This is a genomic window from Bradyrhizobium sp. USDA 4516 (genome assembly GCF_054055915.1).
On sequence record NZ_JBSRXT010000001.1, the window covers coordinates 2,757,611 to 2,773,399 of the forward strand.

The window sequence follows — 15,789 nt, forward strand, 5'->3', positions numbered from 1 at the left end:
GGCTCCCGTGCGCAATTGCGCATTAGGCCGGGACGACAGCGAGTTAGCTCCCGCTGAACGAATTGTAGCCCTGGTCTTCCCAGTAGCCGCCCTTGTAGTCGTTGGTGACTTCCATCGAGAGCACGTATTTCGGGTTCTTGAAGCCGAGCTTGGTCGGGACCCGGATCTTCATCGGAAAGCCGTAGGCGCGCGGCAGGATCTCGTCGCCGAATTTGAACGTCATCTGGGTCTGCGGGTGCAGCGCCGAGCGCATGTCGAGCGGCGAGTTGTAGCCGTCCTTGTCGGCGCACTGGAACCAGACATATTTGGCACGGGTGTCGGCGCCGACCAGCTTGAGGAAATCGCGCAAGGGTGTACCGGTCCAGCTGCCGATCGCGCTCCAGCCTTCGACGCAGATATGCCGCGTCACCTGCTTGACCTGCGGCAGCTTGTACAATTCGTCGAGCGTCCACGACTTCTTGTTCTCGACCAGCCCGCGCACCTCGAGCTTCCAGTCCGCTGCCGCAATCTCAGGCGCGTCGTCGAGATCGTAATAGGCGTTGAACGGGAACGGCTTGGTGATCATGCTCTCGGGGAAGGTCGGCGCCAGCGCATCCGGATTGAACATCCAGGCCTGCACCGCATCGTTGAACTTCGAGACCTGCTTGAGCATTTCCTCGGCTGACGACGAATCGACCACATCGCAGCCGGTGAGCAGCGTCAGCGCGCCGAGGCTGGTGCCCGCCGTGATGAAGCGGCGGCGCGTCAGCTCCGGCATCGTCTTCATCGCATCGCGCACGAGCAGCTTCTTGTCGACACCGGGGATCAGGAGCTTGCGGAGACGACCCATGACTACCTCCCTAGCGTCCGATGATCATGGCGCGCAGGCTCTTCGGCACCAGCAGCGCGAGCGCGACATGGATCACCAGGAAGGCGACGATCAGCGCCATGCAGGTGAAGTGAACGTAGCGGGCGAAATCGTAGCCGCCGAACAGCGACACCAGCCAATGCAGCTGCACCGGCTTCCACATCGACAGGCCGGACAGCACGATGACGACGCCGACCACGATGATGCCGGCATAGAGCAACTTCTGCACCGAATTGTATTTGCTGAGATCGTCATGCGACAGCTTGAAGGCCAGCGCCGCCTTGGTGTCGGCAATCACGCCGCCGGGGGTGATCGGCAGCAGCTTCTTGCGGAAGCGGCCGGTGGCGAAACCCAGCGCCAGATAGACCAAGCCGTTGGCCATCAACAGCCACATCGCGGCGAAATGCCAGAGCAGCGCACCGCCGAGCCAGCCGCCGAGCGTAATGCTCCGCGAGAAGGTGAAGCTAAATAGCGGCGAGGCGTTGTAGATCTGCCAGCCGGACATGATCATCAGGATCATCGCGAAGGCGTTGATCCAGTGCACCATGCGCACCCAGACCGGCTGGATCGCCTTCGCGGGCGTCGCGGTCTCTGCCTGGTGGTCGCTGACGGCAAGGCTCGTCATGGGATGTCTCTGCTCGTGATCGTTACCAGGTTATACGCCCGGAACCGGCGTTCCGTTACGGGGTCAGGCATCATCAGTTTGATATAGGCTGCTTCACATGGTCACAAAAATGCGAGCCGGGCGAGGCGCCGGCTCGCTATGTCGCGGGTCCTTTGAGGGACTAAAGCAGGCCGCCAGGTGTTACGTCGCCGGCATCAGCACGGTATCGACCACATGGATGACGCCGTTCGACTGGTTGACGTTGGAAATCGTCACCATCGAGCTGCCGCCCTTGGCATCGACGATCCAGACCTTGCCGTCCTGCTTCTTGACGGTCAGCTCCTCGCCCTCGGCGGTCTTCAGCTTCTTGCCGTCGGTGAGGTCGGAGGCCTCGAGCTTGCCCGGCACCACATGGTAGGTGAGGATCTTGGTCAGCGTCGCCTTGTTCTCGGGCTTGACGAGGGTGTCGACGGTTCCGGCCGGCAGCTTGCCGAACGCGGCATTGGTCGGCGCGAACACCGTGAACGGGCCCTTGCCTTCCAGCGTGCCGACCAGGCCCGCAGCCTTCACTGCGGCGACGAGCGTGGTGTGATCCTTCGAGTTGACGGCGTTCTGCACGATGTTCTTCGACGGGAACATCGCGGCGCCGCCGACCATCACGGTCTTTTCCTCGGCACGGACCGGCGCCACGACAGTGGCGGTGATCGCAAGCGCGCTGAAGGCGGCGGCGGCGAGATAGGCAATACGCTTCGACATGGTTTCATCTCCCGATGAGTAGGCCGACCGGCGAGGCTTCGCCGGCGTTGAAGGGGCAACAACGGCGCGTGCTGGTTGATCAGTGCGTCGTCGTTGGCTGAGCTACGGCAGGCTTTCCGGACGGTTTCCGGAAATAATTCTTTGTGATTGTTGAAACCGGCCGGCGCGCGCTGCGTACACGCGACGCCTCGCGCTGCCCGGCATGCATTCCATTCAGCGGAATGGACGCGTGCGCTGCCGCGAGCAATTTGCTTGCCGCAGTCAGCTGATTGGTTCAGCTTGAGGTTGCGGCACAGCTTCGCAGAAAGCGGCCGCGGGGAGGCATCATGAGCAGCATCACGGCTGACGGCCACGCCGCACCTGCGGTGAACGATGCAAGTATCGACATCGGTCCGCTCGAGCAGAAGCACCTGCAATACGCCAACTACCGCGCGGTTGCGGACACAACCGAGATCACGAAAACGCATTGGCATATCGCCACTGCCAACGCGCTCGGCTGGGGCTTCGACGGCATGGACGGCGTGATCTTCGCGCTGATCTCGCCGATGGTGATCAAGGAATTTTCGCTGAGGCTGCCGGAGTACCGCTCCGGCATGCAGATCGCGCTGTTCGTCGGCATCGCGGGGCTTTACTTCTGGCCATGGCTCGCCGACCGCTACGGTCGCCGCACGCTGCTCGCCGTCAATATCGCGCTGTTCTCGCTCCTGATGCCGGTCGCGGCGATGTCGCCGACCTTCGCGGTGTTCGTGATCGCGCGCTCGCTATTGTTCTTCGCGCTCAACGGCGAATGGTCGCTGGGCTCGATGCTGGTCGCGGAGACCTGGCCGGCCCGGCTGCGCGGCCGCGTCATCAGCATCACCCGCTCGGCCTGGTGCCTCGGCGCCACGCTCGCCGGCGCAATCACCGGGCTCGTGGCTGCCAATTTCGGCTGGCGCATCGCAGTGATGGTGCCCGGCGTGATCGCGCTGCTTGCGATCTATATCCGCTCCACCTGCCCGGAATCGCCCTATTGGGTGCGCGCGCAGGACCGCAAGCGGCGCATCTCGGAGACGCTGGCGCGCGGCGGCACGGTCAGCGCCGAGGACAGCGCCTGGTTCGGCAAGGCCAAGTCGGTCGGCATCCGCCAGGTGTTCATGCCCGACGTGCTGCCCGCCACGCTTGTTGCGCTGTTCGTCGCCTGCGCCTCGACCTGCATCTACGGCACGGTCGGCGCCTGGATGCCGCTGTATCTGTCGACCGAGAAGCACTGGTCGACCGCCGAGTACAGCCTGTTCTACGTGTTCTACGGGCTCTGCGGCTTCCTTGGACTGTGCTTGGTGGGCTGGCTGATCGACAAGATCGGCCGCCGCCGCACCTTCATCATCACCCTGATCGAGGGTGCGATCTTCATGACGCTCTGGGTCTATTCCGAAGACCGCGTGCTGCTATGGACGTTCGGGCTCGCCTGGTGTCTCGGCTTCCTCGGCTTCTGGGGGCCGAGCACGACGCTGACCGCGGAGATCTTCCCGACCCGCATCCGCGGCGCCGCCAACGGCGTGGTCTGGGCGATCGCCTATTTCGTCGGCTTCGTGCTGTTTCCCTTCGTCTCGATCGCGCTTCAGCAGCACACCGGCTCGTTCGCGCTGTCGTTCCTCTGCATCCCGGTGCTGATGATCGCGATGGCGATCGGCGTGTTCCTGTTCGTGCCGGAGCATACCGGGAAAGAGCTGAACGAGATCATCGAGTGAGTCGCGCGGGACTCCGTCGTTTGTAGCCCGGATCAAGCGCAGCGAGATCCGGAACCAGCCTCTCCGCGGGCAGACCGTCGGATTACGCTTCGCTCCATCCGGGCTACGGAGCTCCAACCTCCCCTTGAAAAGGGGAGGTCGCTTTGCTCGCAGAGCAAAGCGGGTGGGGATCAGCGCTCTCCGCATACAGCATAGCCTGCGGCTGACCCCCATCCCGGCCTTCCCCCTTTTCAGGGGGAAGGAGAAGACGGTCCTCATCTAATCCCGGTTCGCCGGCGTCTGGATGAAGCCGCGGTTGTGGGTCGGGCTGATCAGGATCTCGTTCATGCACACCCGTGCCGGCATGCTGGCGACGAAGGCGATGGTGCGGCCGCAATCCTCGGGCTGCAGCATCTTGGCCTGCTCGGCTTCGCTCGGCACCACCGGCCGCTGCTTCAGGATTGGGGTCGCGACCTCGCCCGGCGACAGGCAGCAAGCGCGCAGGCCGTTGACGCATTCGTCCATGTTGAAGGAATGGGTCAGCGCCAGCACGGCGTGCTTGGTCGTGGTGTAGGCCGGGCCCGGCATCTTCGAGACGTGGCGGCCGGCCCAGGAGGCGACGTTGATGATGCAGCCGTCCTTCTGCTTGCGCATCGTCGGCAGCACCGCGCGCATGCAGTAGAGCACGCCGTTGAGGTTGACCTCGACGAGCTTGTCCCAGCCTTCCAGTTCCATGTCGGCCCAGCTGCGCTTCGGCACGTTGATGCCGGCGCTGTTAACCAGGAGGTCGATGCGGTCGTGCCTGCCGACGATCGCCTCGGCGGCCTTGTTGACGTCGGCCTTGTTGCTGACATCGAGCGGGATCGCCTCGGCCTTGCCGCCCTTTTTGGTGATGTTGGCCACCACGCGGTCGAGCTCTTCCTTGCGGCGGCCGGAGACCACCACCGTCCAGCCGTCCGCAGCCAGGAATTCCGCCCCGGATTCGCCGATTCCAGTGCCGCCGCCGGTAACCCAGGCCACGCGTTTCCCATTATTTGTCATGCAAACTGTCTCCGTTGCTTTCCGAAGGGCGTTTTTGCTAATCCAGCCGAAATCTTCCGGCCCTTCGCCCCCCGGGGAATGTTTGCATGAACACGACCACCAACGCCAACCTGTTTTCCCGCCTGTTCGACGGCCTCGACGACCCCAACCGGCTCGCGATCGAGCAGCTCGACGGCAGCCGCATCTCCTATGGCGATTTGATCGCGCGCGCAGGCCAGATGACGAACGTGCTGGTTGAGCGCGGCGTCAAGCCGGGTGACCGCGTCGCGGCGCAGACCGAGAAGTCCGTTTCGGCCCTGGTTCTGTATCTCGCCACCGTGCGCGCCGGCGGCGTCTACCTGCCGCTCAACACCGCCTATACGCTGAACGAGCTCGAATACTTCATCACCGACGCCGAGCCGGCGCTGGTGGTCTGCGATCCTTCCAAGCAGGACGGCATCAAGGCGATCGCCGCCAAGGTGGGCGCCAAGGTCGAGACGCTCGGTGCCAGCGGCAAGGGTTCGCTGACCGAGGCCGCCGACAAGGCGGCGAAGGAATTCGCCACGGTGCCGCGCGGCAACAATGATCTCGCCGCGATCCTCTACACGTCGGGCACCACCGGCCGCTCCAAGGGCGCGATGCTGTCGCACGACAATCTGGCCTCGAACTCGTATTCGCTGGTCGACTACTGGCGGTTCACCGACAAGGACGTGCTGATCCACGCGCTGCCGATCTATCACACCCACGGCCTGTTCGTGGCGAGCAACGTGACGCTGTTCGCGCGCGCCTCGATGATCTTCCTGCCGAAGTTCGATCCGGACGTGATCATCAAGCTGATGGCCCGCGCCACCGTGATGATGGGCGTGCCGACCTTCTATACCCGCCTGCTGCAGAACCCCGGCCTGAACAAGGACGCGACCAGGCACATGCGGCTGTTCATCTCCGGCTCGGCGCCGCTGCTCGCCGACACCCATCGCGAATGGTCTGATCGCACCGGCCACGCCGTACTCGAGCGCTACGGCATGACCGAAACCAACATGAACACGAGCAACCCCTATGACGGCGACCGCGTACCCGGCGCAGTCGGCTTCGCGCTGCCCGGCGTCTCGGTGCGGGTGACCGATCCCGAGACCGGCAAGGAGCTCGCGCGCGAGACCATCGGCATGATCGAGGTCAAGGGCCCGAACGTGTTCCAGGGCTACTGGCGCATGCCGGAGAAGACCAAGGCCGAATTCCGCGCCGACGGCTTCTTCATCACCGGCGACCTCGGCAAGATCGACGACAAGGGCTATGTCCACATCCTCGGCCGCGGCAAGGATCTTGTGATCTCGGGCGGCTTCAATGTCTATCCGAAGGAGATCGAGAGCGAGATCGACGCCATGCCCGGCGTGATCGAGTCAGCCGTGATCGGCGTGCCGCATGCCGATTTCGGCGAAGGCGTCACCGCCGTTCTGGTCTGCGCCAAGGGCGCCGATGTCAGCGAGGCCGCGGTGCTGAAGGCGCTCGACGGACGGCTGGCGAAGTTCAAGATGCCGAAGCGCGTCTTCGTCGTCGAGGAATTGCCGCGCAACGCGATGGGCAAGGTGCAAAAGAATATTCTGCGGGATACGTATAAGAATATTTACGCGAAGGGATGAAGCCGCAAGAACGTCGTGAGGGGTAGATGGAGCGGGAGCAGGCTATCCAGATTAACGATCAACTCGTCATCGCGCACGAGGCGATGAAGAAGGCTCGAATCGCGATTGCGGAGCTCGGAAAGCAGGAGCGGCTTGAATTGGATGGCCGGCTTTATGACCTCCTGCTCGAACTGGAATGGCAGGTGATGCTACCGCTCTACGAACAGTTTCGCGACCTGATGAAGCTGGAGCTTCACGAAGAACTGCCTCCCCCGACCTCCGAACTGAAGTGGAGTGACGTGCGTCTTCCCCGTGGCGCTACGGAAGCTGCGCTCGACGACGTCATCATGTCGGCCCTGACATCGCGATGGCAGAAGGTCGCGATGATTATAGGGGTCGCGATGGCAGACTGCGAGAAACTGAAATTGCCGATAGCTCCTGAAATGATCGGAGCACGCTTGCGATTCCTGTCCCACGCCGATCGGATCGAGGGCGTCGGAGACCTCCGACCGTGGGGTCACAGCGAAGTACGGCTGAAGGACGAGCCGATCAGTGCCCGCCCAGCAGGCTGATCACGAACCGTCCGCCGACGATGAAGAGATAGGCCCCGAACGCCACCTCCAGCGCCCGCTTCGACAGCGCGTGCGCAACCTTGACGCCGAGCGGCGCGGTGACGAGCGTGGTCGGCATCACCAGCAGCGCCCCGATCAGTGAGACGTAACCGAGCGCGAACGGCGATTGCAGCGCGGCGACGTCGGGGAAGCGCGCGGCCGCGGGCCAGCCGGCATAGACGTAGCCCAGCGCGCCGGGGATCGAGATCAGCACCGCAAGCGCGGAAGAGGTCGCGACCGCCTGATGGATCGGCCGGCCGTAGAAGGTCATCAAGAGGTTGGCGAACAGGCCGCCGCCGATGCCCATCAACGTCGACAACAGGCCGACGAAGAAGCCATAGGCGCGCATCAGGAAGCCCTTCGGCACGTCGTCGCCGAACTTCCAGGTCTCGCGCGCCAGCAGCAGGCGCGCGGCCGCCGACCACGCCACCATCACGAACACGATCTTGAACAGCCGCTCCGGCGCGAACCGCGCGGTGACGCTGCCGGCGGCGACGCCGATCACGATCGGCAGCCACCAGCGCTTCAGGATCTCCATATCGACCGCGCCGCGGCGATAATGGGCGCGGAACGAGCTCAGCGAGGTCGGGATGATGATCGCGAGCGAGGTGCCGATACACAGCGGCATCCGCACCTCGAGCGGCACGCCCGCCAGCCGGAAGCATTCGTAGAACACCGGCACCAGGATCGCGCCGCCGCCGATGCCGAACAGGCCGGCGAGAAAGCCGGACAGCGCCCCGACCGCAATCAGCAGCAGCGCAAGTTCGAGCAATTCCTTGGGATCGAGGCCGGCCATCATGTCCTTCGCATCGTCAGGAGGCGCCTGCCTCGGTGCGGTCGGCCAACCACAGTGCGACCAGCGCTGCCACGGGAGCAGCGACCGCAATCAAGGCAAAGCGGAGTGGGATCGAGGACGTCGCGCCCTGCATCGGCAACGTCAGCACGTCGATTAACAGTCCGACGCAGGAGAAAACAAGCAGGATGGCCGGATCGTCGGCGCCGGCACGTCCGCGCCGCTCGAGCGAATTTGGACGGATGGACGTTGAGGCCATGTCGAACTCCTCAAATCGTGGAGCCGTCAGGCTAGACCCTTCTGAAAGACGGGGGTATTGCTGCAGATGAGCAGGCTCTCTTGCGAAATGCGGAAGGATCGGGCTTGGACCGGCTTGCGGCGATGGCGGCCTTTGTCCGCGCGGTCGAGAGCGGCAGCCTGTCGGCGGCCGCGCGCTCGCTGCCGAGCTCGCTGACCTCGGTGAGCCGGCAGATCAGCGCGCTCGAGGAGCATTTCGGCACTCGCCTGCTGTTGCGCACCACCCGCCAGCTCGCGCTGACCGACGACGGACGCATCCTCTACGAGCGCGCGAAATCGATCCTCGGCGAAGTCAGGGAGATCGAGGCGGCGCTGGCGCGCGACCCGCATCAGCCATCGGGACGGATCCGCGTCAGCTCGCCGAGTCTGATCGGACGGCTCGTGATCGCGCCGCTGCTGGTCGAGTTTCTGCGCCGCTATCCGGCGCTGTCCGTCGACCTTCTTCTGGTCGACCGCGCCGTCGACATGGTCGAGGAGGATATCCATCTGGCTATACGCATCGGCCGCTTGCGCGACTCGCAGCTGGTAGCGCGCAAGCTCACCGATCTGCAGATGATTGTGTGCGCGTCGCCGGACTATCTGGCCCGGCGCGGCGCGCCGCAGACACCGGTTGATCTTGCCGGGCATGACTGCCTGGTGTTTTCCGATTCGCCCGGCAGCGCGGAGTGGCGCTTTGCCGACGGCAGCAACACGGGTCGCAAAATCCGCATATCCGGTCGGCTCTGGATGAATAGCCTCGACGCGCTGGTCAGCGCGGCGCGGGAGGGCGCCGGCATCGTCCGCGTGCCGTCCTGGCAAGTGCAGTCCGAACTCGCCGACGGTCGCCTGACGCGCCTGTTGATCGACCATGAGCCGGCGCCGACGCCGCTGCATCTGATGCTTCAACCCTCACGTCTCGCATCGCCTAAGATCAGGGCATTTGTCGATTATCTGGTGGAACGCTGGGGCAAAATCGACGCCTTGCGACCCCCGTTTGCGGACAGCTGAGCGCGCCAATCGATCCTCGAACATCTCAATTCACTACTTGGTTCGCTCAGCCTTGCATCTGGTATACCACACTGCGGATCAACCAGAATTCGGCAACTCTAACAATGAACTTCGGTTCGACCGAAGGCTATTTGGCCGTTGCGCGGGGTGATCCGACTCCGTAAATAGAACTCCTCTACCGCGTTCCCCGATGGGCCGGCCGCGGTCCCTCACAACATAAAGCCCGCCGATGACCGCCAGGATCGAACGACCGCTTTCACCCCATTTGCAGACCTACCGGTGGACGCTGACGATGGCGCTGTCCATCGTCCACCGCGCCACGGGTCTGGCCCTCTATTTCGGCACGCTGCTGCTGGCCTGGTGGCTGATCGCCGCAGCTTCCGGCCCCTCGGCTTACGCCAACGTCCAGGCCTTCACCGGCAGCGCGATCGGCAAGCTGATCGTGTTCGGCTACACATGGGCGCTGATGCACCATCTCTGCAGCGGCATCCGGCATTTCGTCTGGGACCTCGGCTACGGCTTCAAGGCCAATGAGCGCGAAGCCCTGACCTGGGGCGCGCTGGTCGCCGGCATCGCGTTGACCGTTTTGGTCTGGATCATTGCCTACGCCGTGGGAGGTGGACGATGAGCGGCCCCTCCTCGATGCGCACGCCGCTGGAGCGCGTCCGCGGCCTCGGCTCCGCGCACACCGGCACGGGCGATTTCTGGCGCCAGCGCCTCACCGCGGTTGCGATGACGCTGCTGATCGTTCCCGTGATCGTCGTGGTGATCACGCTGATCGGCCGCAACCATGCCGGCGCGGCGCAGATCCTCGGCTCGATCCCAATCGCCATCATCCTGCTGCTCTTCATCGTCGCCAGCACCTGGCACATGAAGATCGGCATGCAGGTCGTGATCGAGGACTACATCCATAACGAGAAGCTGAAGATCGCCAGCGTGATGGCGAACAACTTCTTCTGCGTCGCGGTCGCATTGGCCTCGATCTACGCAATCCTCAAATTGTCGTCGGGAGTTTGATCCATGGCCGGTGAAGGAAACGGCAAGGCCACCAACGGTGGCCCGGCCACGAACGGCAAGGCCTACCCGATCCAGGACCACACCTACGACGTCGTTGTGGTCGGCGCCGGCGGCGCGGGCCTGCGCGCAGTGGTCGGCTGTTCGGAAGCCGGGCTGCGCACCGCATGCATCACCAAGGTGTTCCCGACCCGCTCGCACACGGTGGCGGCGCAGGGCGGCATCTCGGCCTCGCTCGGCAACATGCATCAGGACGACTGGCGCTGGCACATGTACGACACCGTGAAGGGGTCGGACTGGCTCGGCGACCAGGACGCGATCGAATACATGGTGCGCAACGCGCCCGACGCGGTCTACGAGCTCGAGCACTGGGGCGTTCCGTTCTCGCGCACCGAGGACGGCAAGATCTATCAGCGCCCGTTCGGCGGCATGACCATCGACTTCGGCAAGAGCCAGGCACAGCGCACCTGCGCCGCCGCCGACCGCACCGGCCACGCCATGCTGCACACGATGTACGGCCAGTCGCTGCGCCACTCGGCCGAGTTCTTCATCGAGTTCTTCGCCATCGACCTGATCATGGACGATCAGGGCGTCTGCCGCGGCGTCATCGCGCTCAAGCTCGACGACGGCACGCTGCATCGCTTCCGCGCCCAGACCACGATTCTGGCGACCGGCGGCTATGGCCGCGCCTATGCCTCCTGCACCTCGGCGCACACCTGCACCGGCGACGGCGGCGGCATGGTGCTGCGCGCCGGCCTGCCGCTGCAGGACATGGAATTCGTCCAGTTCCATCCGACCGGCATCTACGGCTCGGGCTGCCTCGTCACCGAAGGCGCCCGCGGCGAAGGCGGCTATCTCGTCAACTCCGAGGGCGAGCGCTTCATGGAGCGCTATGCGCCGTCGGCCAAGGACCTCGCCTCGCGCGACGTCGTCTCGCGCGCGATGACGATCGAAATCCGCGAAGGCCGCGGCGTCGGCAAGAAGAAGGACCACATCTTCCTGCACCTCGACCACCTCGATCCGAAGGTGCTGCATGAGCGGCTGCCGGGCATCTCCGAATCGGCAAAGATCTTCGCCAATGTTGACGTCACCCGCGAGCCGATCCCGATCGTGCCGACCGTGCACTACAACATGGGCGGCATCGCCACGAATTATCACGCCGAGGTGCTGACCAAGCGCAATGGCGACGACAATTCGGTGGTGCCGGGCCTGATGGCGATCGGCGAAGCGGCCTGCGTCTCGGTGCACGGCGCCAACCGCCTCGGCTCCAACTCGCTGATCGACCTCGTGGTGTTCGGCCGCGCCGCGGCGCTGCGCCTTGCCGACAAGCTGACCGCGAACGCCAAGCAGCCGGAGCTGCCGAAGGATTCCGCCGACCTCGCGCTCGGCCGGCTCGATCATTTCCGCCATGCCTCCGGCGGCACGCCGACTGCGAAGCTGCGCGACAGCATGCAGCATGTGATGCAGAACAATTGCGCGGTGTTCCGCACCGGCGACGTGCTGCAGGAAGGCCAGAACCTGATCCACAAGGTCTATGGCGGCGTCGGCGACATCTCGGTGTCGGACCGCTCGCTGGTGTGGAATTCCGACCTGGTCGAGACGCTGGAATTCGACAATCTGATCGTGCAGGCGGTCGTGACGATGGATTCGGCGGCCAACCGCACCGAAAGCCGCGGCGCGCATGCGCGCGAGGACTTCCCGGACCGCAACGACAAGGACTGGATGAAGCACACGCTGACCTGGATCGATCCGGCCGGCAAGACCGCGATCGAGTACCGTCCGGTGCACAGCTACACGATGACCAATGACGTGCAGTACATCCCGCCGAAGGCGCGGGTCTACTGAGAACGAAGGCGAGCAAGCATGGTTGAATTCGCACTTCCGAAGAATTCGAAGATTTCCGGCGGCAAGACTTGGCCGAAGCCGGCCGGCGCCACCGAGACGCGCGAATTTCGGGTGTATCGCTGGAACCCGGACGACGGCAAGAATCCGAGCGTCGACACCTATCATGTCGACACCAATGATTGCGGTCCGATGGTGCTGGACGGCCTGATCTGGATCAAGAACCACATCGACCCGACGCTGACCTTCCGCCGCTCCTGCCGCGAAGGCGTCTGCGGCTCCTGCGCGATGAACATCGACGGCCAGAACACGCTGGCCTGCACCAAGTCGATGCACGACGTCGGCGCGGGCGGCGCGGTGAAGGTCAATCCGCTGCCGCACCAGCCGGTGGTGAAGGACCTGGTCCCGGACCTGACCAATTTCTACGCCCAATATGCCTCGATCGAGCCGTGGTTGAAGACCACGACGCCGACGCCGCAGAAGGAGTGGAGGCAGAGCCACGAGGACCGCGAGAAGCTCGACGGCCTCTACGAGTGCATCCTGTGCGCCTGCTGCTCGACCTCATGCCCGAGCTACTGGTGGAACAGCGAGCGCTTCCTCGGCCCCGCCGCGCTGCTGCAGGCAAACCGCTGGGTCACCGATTCCCGCGACGAAGCGACCGGCGAGCGGCTCGACAATCTCGAGGATCCGTTCCGCCTCTATCGCTGCCACACCATCATGAACTGCGCCAAGGCGTGTCCGAAGGGCCTCAACCCCTCCGAAGCGATCGCCGAGCTCAAGTTCAAGCTGGTCGAACGCCAGATCTGATCCGTTGCAGCCGCGGCTGGCGCTGTTATCAGCGGCCAGCCGCAGCAGGCCGGATCAGGATATCGGCGCCGACCGCATCGACGCCGGATCGATCGAGGTCGAGTACGACATCGACGATGCTGTGATCGTCCGGATCCATCGTCACGGTGAAGCCGAGATCGCGGCACATCCCGATCATCGTGGTGTTCTCGGTCAGCACCTGGCCGGACAGACGCTTCAATCCCTCCGACCGCGCATAGTGGATCAGGAGCTGCATCAGCGCCCAGCCGAGCCCTTTGCCCTTGAGATCGGACTGCAGCAGGATCGCGTATTCGGCATTCTCGTACAGCGAGTCCGAATGCAGCCGGACCGCACCCATCATCTCGCCGGTGTTCGGATCGAGCGCCACAAACGCCATCGCCCGCGCATAGTCGAGCTGGGTCAGGCGCGCGATGAAGGCGTGCGAGAATTCCTTCATCGCATGGAAGAAGCGCAGCCTGAGGTCTTCGGCGGTGACGCGCTTGAAGAACTCGCTGACCATCGGCTCGTCTTCCGGCCGCATCGGGCGTACCGTGACACGCGAGCCGTCGCGCAACGCAAGCTCACCTTCCCATTGCGACGGATAGGGCCGCACCGCGAGCCGCGTTTGGCCGGCAAACAGCCGCGCCGGCTTGCGGATCGCGACCCGCGCATCGAGCGCGAGCACGCCGCTCTCGTCCGCCAGCATCGGGTTGATGTCGAGCTCGGCGACCTCGGGAATGTCGGCCGCCATCTGCGCCAGCTTGACGAGGGTGAGCGGCACGACGTCCGCCGGGACCGCCGGCACATCGCCATAGCCGCCGAGCAGCCGCGAGACGCGGGTGCGCCCGATCAGTTCGCGAGCGAGATTCATGTCGAGCGGCGGCAGCGCCAGCGCCTTGTCGTTGATCACCTCGACCGCGGAGCCGCCACGCCCGAACACGATCACCGGACCGAAGGTCGGATCTTCGGCGATGCCGAGGATCAGTTCGCGCGCCGCGCGCCGCACGATCATCGGCTGGATCGTCACGCCTTGCAGGATGGCATCGGGCCGGGCACTTCGTGCCCGCGCCATGACGGTCCGGGCAGCTTCAACGACGCTGTCTTTCGTGCGCAGGTCGAGGATCACGCCGCCGACGTCGGAGGCGTGCCGGATGTCGCGCGAGAACACCCTGACCACGATCGCATGTCCCTCGGCGAGGAACGGCGCCGCCTTCTCGGCAGCGTCCTCGGCACTGTTGGCGACGAGCGTCGTCGCGATCGGAATACGATAGGCCGCGAACAGGGCGACGATCTCGGCCGGATCGAGCCAGGCGCGCCCTTCCGACAGCGCGTTCACGACGACATGGCGCGCCGCCGCCGTCTCCGGCGTGAACACCGATGCGACCCCAGGCGGGGTTGCGGCGAGCGCGGTCGAGGCCTCGCGATAGCGCACCAGATACATGAAGGCGCGCACCGCATCGTCCTCGGTCGGGAAGTGCGGAATCCGTGCCGCCTCGAAGATCGCGCCGGTGCGCTCGTCGGCGCCGACCCAGGCCGCGAGCACCAGTGCGGCGACCGCACTCCGCTTCGTCCTGCGGTCGCGGACGCATTGCGCCACCGCCTCTGCAATTCCTTGGGCCGGCGCAACCGCGGTTTCCACATTCGCGACCAGCACCGCATCGCTGTTCGCATCATCGAGCAGTGCGCTGAGCGCCACCACGTAGCGGTCGGCATCGGCATCGCCCGCGATGTCGACCGGATTGGCATAGGACCAGCCCGGCGGCAGCACCTTGTCGAGCCGTTCGATGGTCTCCGCCGTCAGTGTCGCAGGAACGCCGCCGAGCTCGGCCAGCCGGTCGGTCGCGAGGATGCCGAGCCCGCCGCCATTGGTCAGGATCGCCAGCCGGTTGCCGCGCGGAACGAAGCCGCGGCCAAGCAGTTCGGCGCAATCGAACAGCTGACGCAGGTCGTAGACGCGCAGCATGCCGGCGCGACGGAATGCGGCGTCGTAGACCGCATCGGAGCCGGCCAGCGCGCCGGTGTGGGTCGCGGCGGCCTTGGCGCCCTGCTCCATCCGTCCCGACTTGACGATGACGACCGGCTTCAGCCGCGCCGCGGCGCGCGCCGCCGACATGAACTTGCGCGCGTCCTTGACGGCTTCGAGATAGATCAGGATCGCGCTGGTGTGGTCGTCGAGCGCGAAATAGTCCAGGAGGTCGGCGACGTCGACATCGAGCTGGTCGCCGATCGACGCGATGCCGGAGAAGCCGAGCCGCCGTTCCGCCGCCCACTCGATCATCGCCGACGCGACCGCGCCGGACTGCGAGATCAGGGCAACGTGCCCGTCGGACGGCTGATGCGAGGCGAAGCTCGCATTGAGCTTGGCGCGCGGCACCATGACGCCGAGGCAGTTCGGCCCGATCAGGCGCATACCATGCCGTCGCGCCGTCTGCCCCGCGGTCTCCGCGAGCGAGCCCGGGCCATGGCCGAGACCGGCCGACAGGATCGCCGCGCCGGCAACGCCGGCCGAAGCCGCCTCCGCGACGATCTCCGGAACCGCAGCCGCCGGTGCGCTGATGACGACGAGGTCCGGAACGAATGGCAGCGATTTCAGGTCGGGAACGGTCGGCGCACCATCGACGTCGGCATAGTTCCGATTGACGACGCCGACGCGGCCGGTGAAGCCGCTCGCTCTGATGTTCCTGAGCACCGCCGCGCCGAGCGACGACGGACGCGGGCTGCCGCCGACGATTGCGATGCTTCGAGGCGAAAATAGCCGCTCCAGGCCGTACGTCGACATTGCATGGTCTCGCAGGGAACACGCGGAGGCGCCCGCTTCATGCGCCCTCGACCAACTCTACTGCTTCGCTTGGTTGCATGCACCTATCGCAGTTTCGAGTCGAGATGATG

The 15,789-nt window shown here is 65.0% G+C and carries 15 protein-coding genes; 8 read left to right on the top strand and 7 right to left on the bottom strand.

From position 1 onward, the window contains the following. Window positions 1-43 precede the first annotated feature (43 nt). From ACVI1L_RS12650 to ACVI1L_RS12660, 3 genes are all read right to left on the bottom strand, one after another. Window positions 44-829, bottom strand: coding sequence for a molybdopterin-binding protein (locus ACVI1L_RS12650; RefSeq protein ID WP_456783024.1), 786 nt, complete (start codon window positions 827-829; stop codon window positions 44-46). Window positions 830-839: 10 nt separating this feature from the next. Then, a complete protein-coding gene (locus ACVI1L_RS12655; RefSeq protein WP_076834681.1) occupies window positions 840-1,472 on the bottom strand; it encodes a cytochrome b/b6 domain-containing protein in 633 nt (210 codons plus the stop codon). A gap of 180 nt (window positions 1,473-1,652) precedes the next feature. Beyond that, entirely contained in the window at window positions 1,653-2,207 is a 555-nt protein-coding gene (locus tag ACVI1L_RS12660) for a fasciclin domain-containing protein (protein WP_057020966.1), read from the bottom strand. Window positions 2,208-2,533: 326 nt separating this feature from the next. On the opposite strand from ACVI1L_RS12660, the gene ACVI1L_RS12665 reads away from it, so the two are divergent. Continuing rightward, window positions 2,534-3,934, top strand: a complete 1,401-nt coding sequence (locus ACVI1L_RS12665) for an MFS transporter (protein WP_456783026.1) — start codon at window positions 2,534-2,536, stop codon at window positions 3,932-3,934. A 258-nt stretch (window positions 3,935-4,192) separates the two neighbouring features. Here the strand turns inward: ACVI1L_RS12665 and ACVI1L_RS12670 are convergent, their stop codons facing one another. Then, the gene (locus ACVI1L_RS12670) at window positions 4,193-4,954 is read right to left on the bottom strand and encodes an SDR family oxidoreductase (RefSeq protein WP_057018142.1); all 762 of its coding nucleotides are present in this window, start codon (window positions 4,952-4,954) and stop codon (window positions 4,193-4,195) included. A gap of 86 nt (window positions 4,955-5,040) precedes the next feature. On the opposite strand from ACVI1L_RS12670, the gene ACVI1L_RS12675 reads away from it, so the two are divergent. Together ACVI1L_RS12675 and ACVI1L_RS12680 are read left to right on the top strand one after the other, a co-directional pair. After that, window positions 5,041-6,570 (top strand): malonate--CoA ligase, encoded by a 1,530-nt coding sequence (locus tag ACVI1L_RS12675; RefSeq protein ID WP_456783028.1) that lies wholly within the window; start codon window positions 5,041-5,043, stop codon window positions 6,568-6,570. A 26-nt stretch (window positions 6,571-6,596) separates the two neighbouring features. Next, on the top strand, window positions 6,597-7,121 hold the full coding sequence (locus tag ACVI1L_RS12680) for a DUF3658 domain-containing protein (RefSeq protein ID WP_083715232.1): 525 nt from the start codon (window positions 6,597-6,599) through the stop codon (window positions 7,119-7,121). Here the strand turns inward: ACVI1L_RS12680 and ACVI1L_RS12685 are convergent. Together ACVI1L_RS12685 and ACVI1L_RS12690 are read right to left on the bottom strand one after the other, a co-directional pair. Further along, window positions 7,099-7,959, bottom strand: coding sequence for a sulfite exporter TauE/SafE family protein (locus ACVI1L_RS12685; RefSeq protein WP_456783030.1), 861 nt, complete (start codon window positions 7,957-7,959; stop codon window positions 7,099-7,101). The two genes, ACVI1L_RS12680 and ACVI1L_RS12685, sit on opposite strands and share 23 nt — an antisense overlap. 13 nt (window positions 7,960-7,972) lie before the next feature. Then, window positions 7,973-8,212 carry a hypothetical protein gene (locus tag ACVI1L_RS12690; protein WP_076834686.1) on the bottom strand — a complete coding sequence of 80 codons (240 nt, stop codon included), beginning with the start codon at window positions 8,210-8,212 and terminating at the stop codon, window positions 7,973-7,975. 122 nt (window positions 8,213-8,334) lie between these two features. Here ACVI1L_RS12690 and ACVI1L_RS12695 point away from each other — a divergent pair, with 122 nt between their 5' ends. The 5 genes from ACVI1L_RS12695 to ACVI1L_RS12715 all read left to right on the top strand — a co-directional run bounded on the left by ACVI1L_RS12695 (window position 8,335) and on the right by ACVI1L_RS12715 (window position 12,900). Then, complete coding sequence (locus tag ACVI1L_RS12695) at window positions 8,335-9,237, top strand: LysR family transcriptional regulator (RefSeq protein ID WP_456785546.1); 903 nt, start codon at window positions 8,335-8,337, stop codon at window positions 9,235-9,237. Window positions 9,238-9,466: 229 nt separating this feature from the next. Further along, a complete protein-coding gene (gene sdhC / locus ACVI1L_RS12700) occupies window positions 9,467-9,865 on the top strand; it encodes a succinate dehydrogenase, cytochrome b556 subunit (protein ID WP_028337891.1) in 399 nt (132 codons plus the stop codon). Between the two features lie 14 nt (window positions 9,866-9,879). After that, a complete protein-coding gene (gene sdhD, locus ACVI1L_RS12705) occupies window positions 9,880-10,254 on the top strand; it encodes a succinate dehydrogenase, hydrophobic membrane anchor protein (RefSeq protein WP_141341401.1) in 375 nt (124 codons plus the stop codon). Between the two features lie 3 nt (window positions 10,255-10,257). Next, on the top strand, window positions 10,258-12,096 hold the full coding sequence (gene sdhA / locus ACVI1L_RS12710) for a succinate dehydrogenase flavoprotein subunit (protein WP_057018135.1): 1,839 nt from the start codon (window positions 10,258-10,260) through the stop codon (window positions 12,094-12,096). Window positions 12,097-12,114: 18 nt separating this feature from the next. Continuing rightward, a complete protein-coding gene (locus tag ACVI1L_RS12715; RefSeq protein WP_028337893.1) occupies window positions 12,115-12,900 on the top strand; it encodes a succinate dehydrogenase iron-sulfur subunit in 786 nt (261 codons plus the stop codon). A 28-nt stretch (window positions 12,901-12,928) separates the two neighbouring features. On the opposite strand, the gene ACVI1L_RS12720 is transcribed toward ACVI1L_RS12715, so the two are convergent. Next, window positions 12,929-15,679 (bottom strand): bifunctional acetate--CoA ligase family protein/GNAT family N-acetyltransferase, encoded by a 2,751-nt coding sequence (locus ACVI1L_RS12720; RefSeq protein WP_456783032.1) that lies wholly within the window; start codon window positions 15,677-15,679, stop codon window positions 12,929-12,931. Window positions 15,680-15,789 lie beyond the last annotated feature (110 nt).

Bases quoted from the DNA above. Each gene is read 5' to 3' on its own strand.
- ACVI1L_RS12650 (WP_456783024.1), bottom strand. From the start codon at position 829: ATGGGTCGTCTCCGCAAGCTCCTGATCCCCGGTGTCGACAAGAAGCTG.
- ACVI1L_RS12655 (WP_076834681.1), bottom strand. From the start codon at position 1,472: ATGACGAGCCTTGCCGTCAGCGACCACCAGGCAGAGACCGCGACGCCC.
- ACVI1L_RS12660 (WP_057020966.1), bottom strand. From the start codon at position 2,207: ATGTCGAAGCGTATTGCCTATCTCGCCGCCGCCGCCTTCAGCGCGCTT.
- ACVI1L_RS12665 (WP_456783026.1), top strand. From the start codon at position 2,534: ATGAGCAGCATCACGGCTGACGGCCACGCCGCACCTGCGGTGAACGAT.
- ACVI1L_RS12670 (WP_057018142.1), bottom strand. From the start codon at position 4,954: ATGACAAATAATGGGAAACGCGTGGCCTGGGTTACCGGCGGCGGCACT.
- ACVI1L_RS12675 (WP_456783028.1), top strand. From the start codon at position 5,041: ATGAACACGACCACCAACGCCAACCTGTTTTCCCGCCTGTTCGACGGC.
- ACVI1L_RS12680 (WP_083715232.1), top strand. From the start codon at position 6,597: ATGGAGCGGGAGCAGGCTATCCAGATTAACGATCAACTCGTCATCGCG.
- ACVI1L_RS12685 (WP_456783030.1), bottom strand. From the start codon at position 7,959: ATGATGGCCGGCCTCGATCCCAAGGAATTGCTCGAACTTGCGCTGCTG.
- ACVI1L_RS12690 (WP_076834686.1), bottom strand. From the start codon at position 8,212: ATGGCCTCAACGTCCATCCGTCCAAATTCGCTCGAGCGGCGCGGACGT.
- ACVI1L_RS12695 (WP_456785546.1), top strand. From the start codon at position 8,335: ATGGCGGCCTTTGTCCGCGCGGTCGAGAGCGGCAGCCTGTCGGCGGCC.
- sdhC (WP_028337891.1), top strand. From the start codon at position 9,467: ATGACCGCCAGGATCGAACGACCGCTTTCACCCCATTTGCAGACCTAC.
- sdhD (WP_141341401.1), top strand. From the start codon at position 9,880: ATGCGCACGCCGCTGGAGCGCGTCCGCGGCCTCGGCTCCGCGCACACC.
- sdhA (WP_057018135.1), top strand. From the start codon at position 10,258: ATGGCCGGTGAAGGAAACGGCAAGGCCACCAACGGTGGCCCGGCCACG.
- ACVI1L_RS12715 (WP_028337893.1), top strand. From the start codon at position 12,115: ATGGTTGAATTCGCACTTCCGAAGAATTCGAAGATTTCCGGCGGCAAG.
- ACVI1L_RS12720 (WP_456783032.1), bottom strand. From the start codon at position 15,679: ATGTCGACGTACGGCCTGGAGCGGCTATTTTCGCCTCGAAGCATCGCA.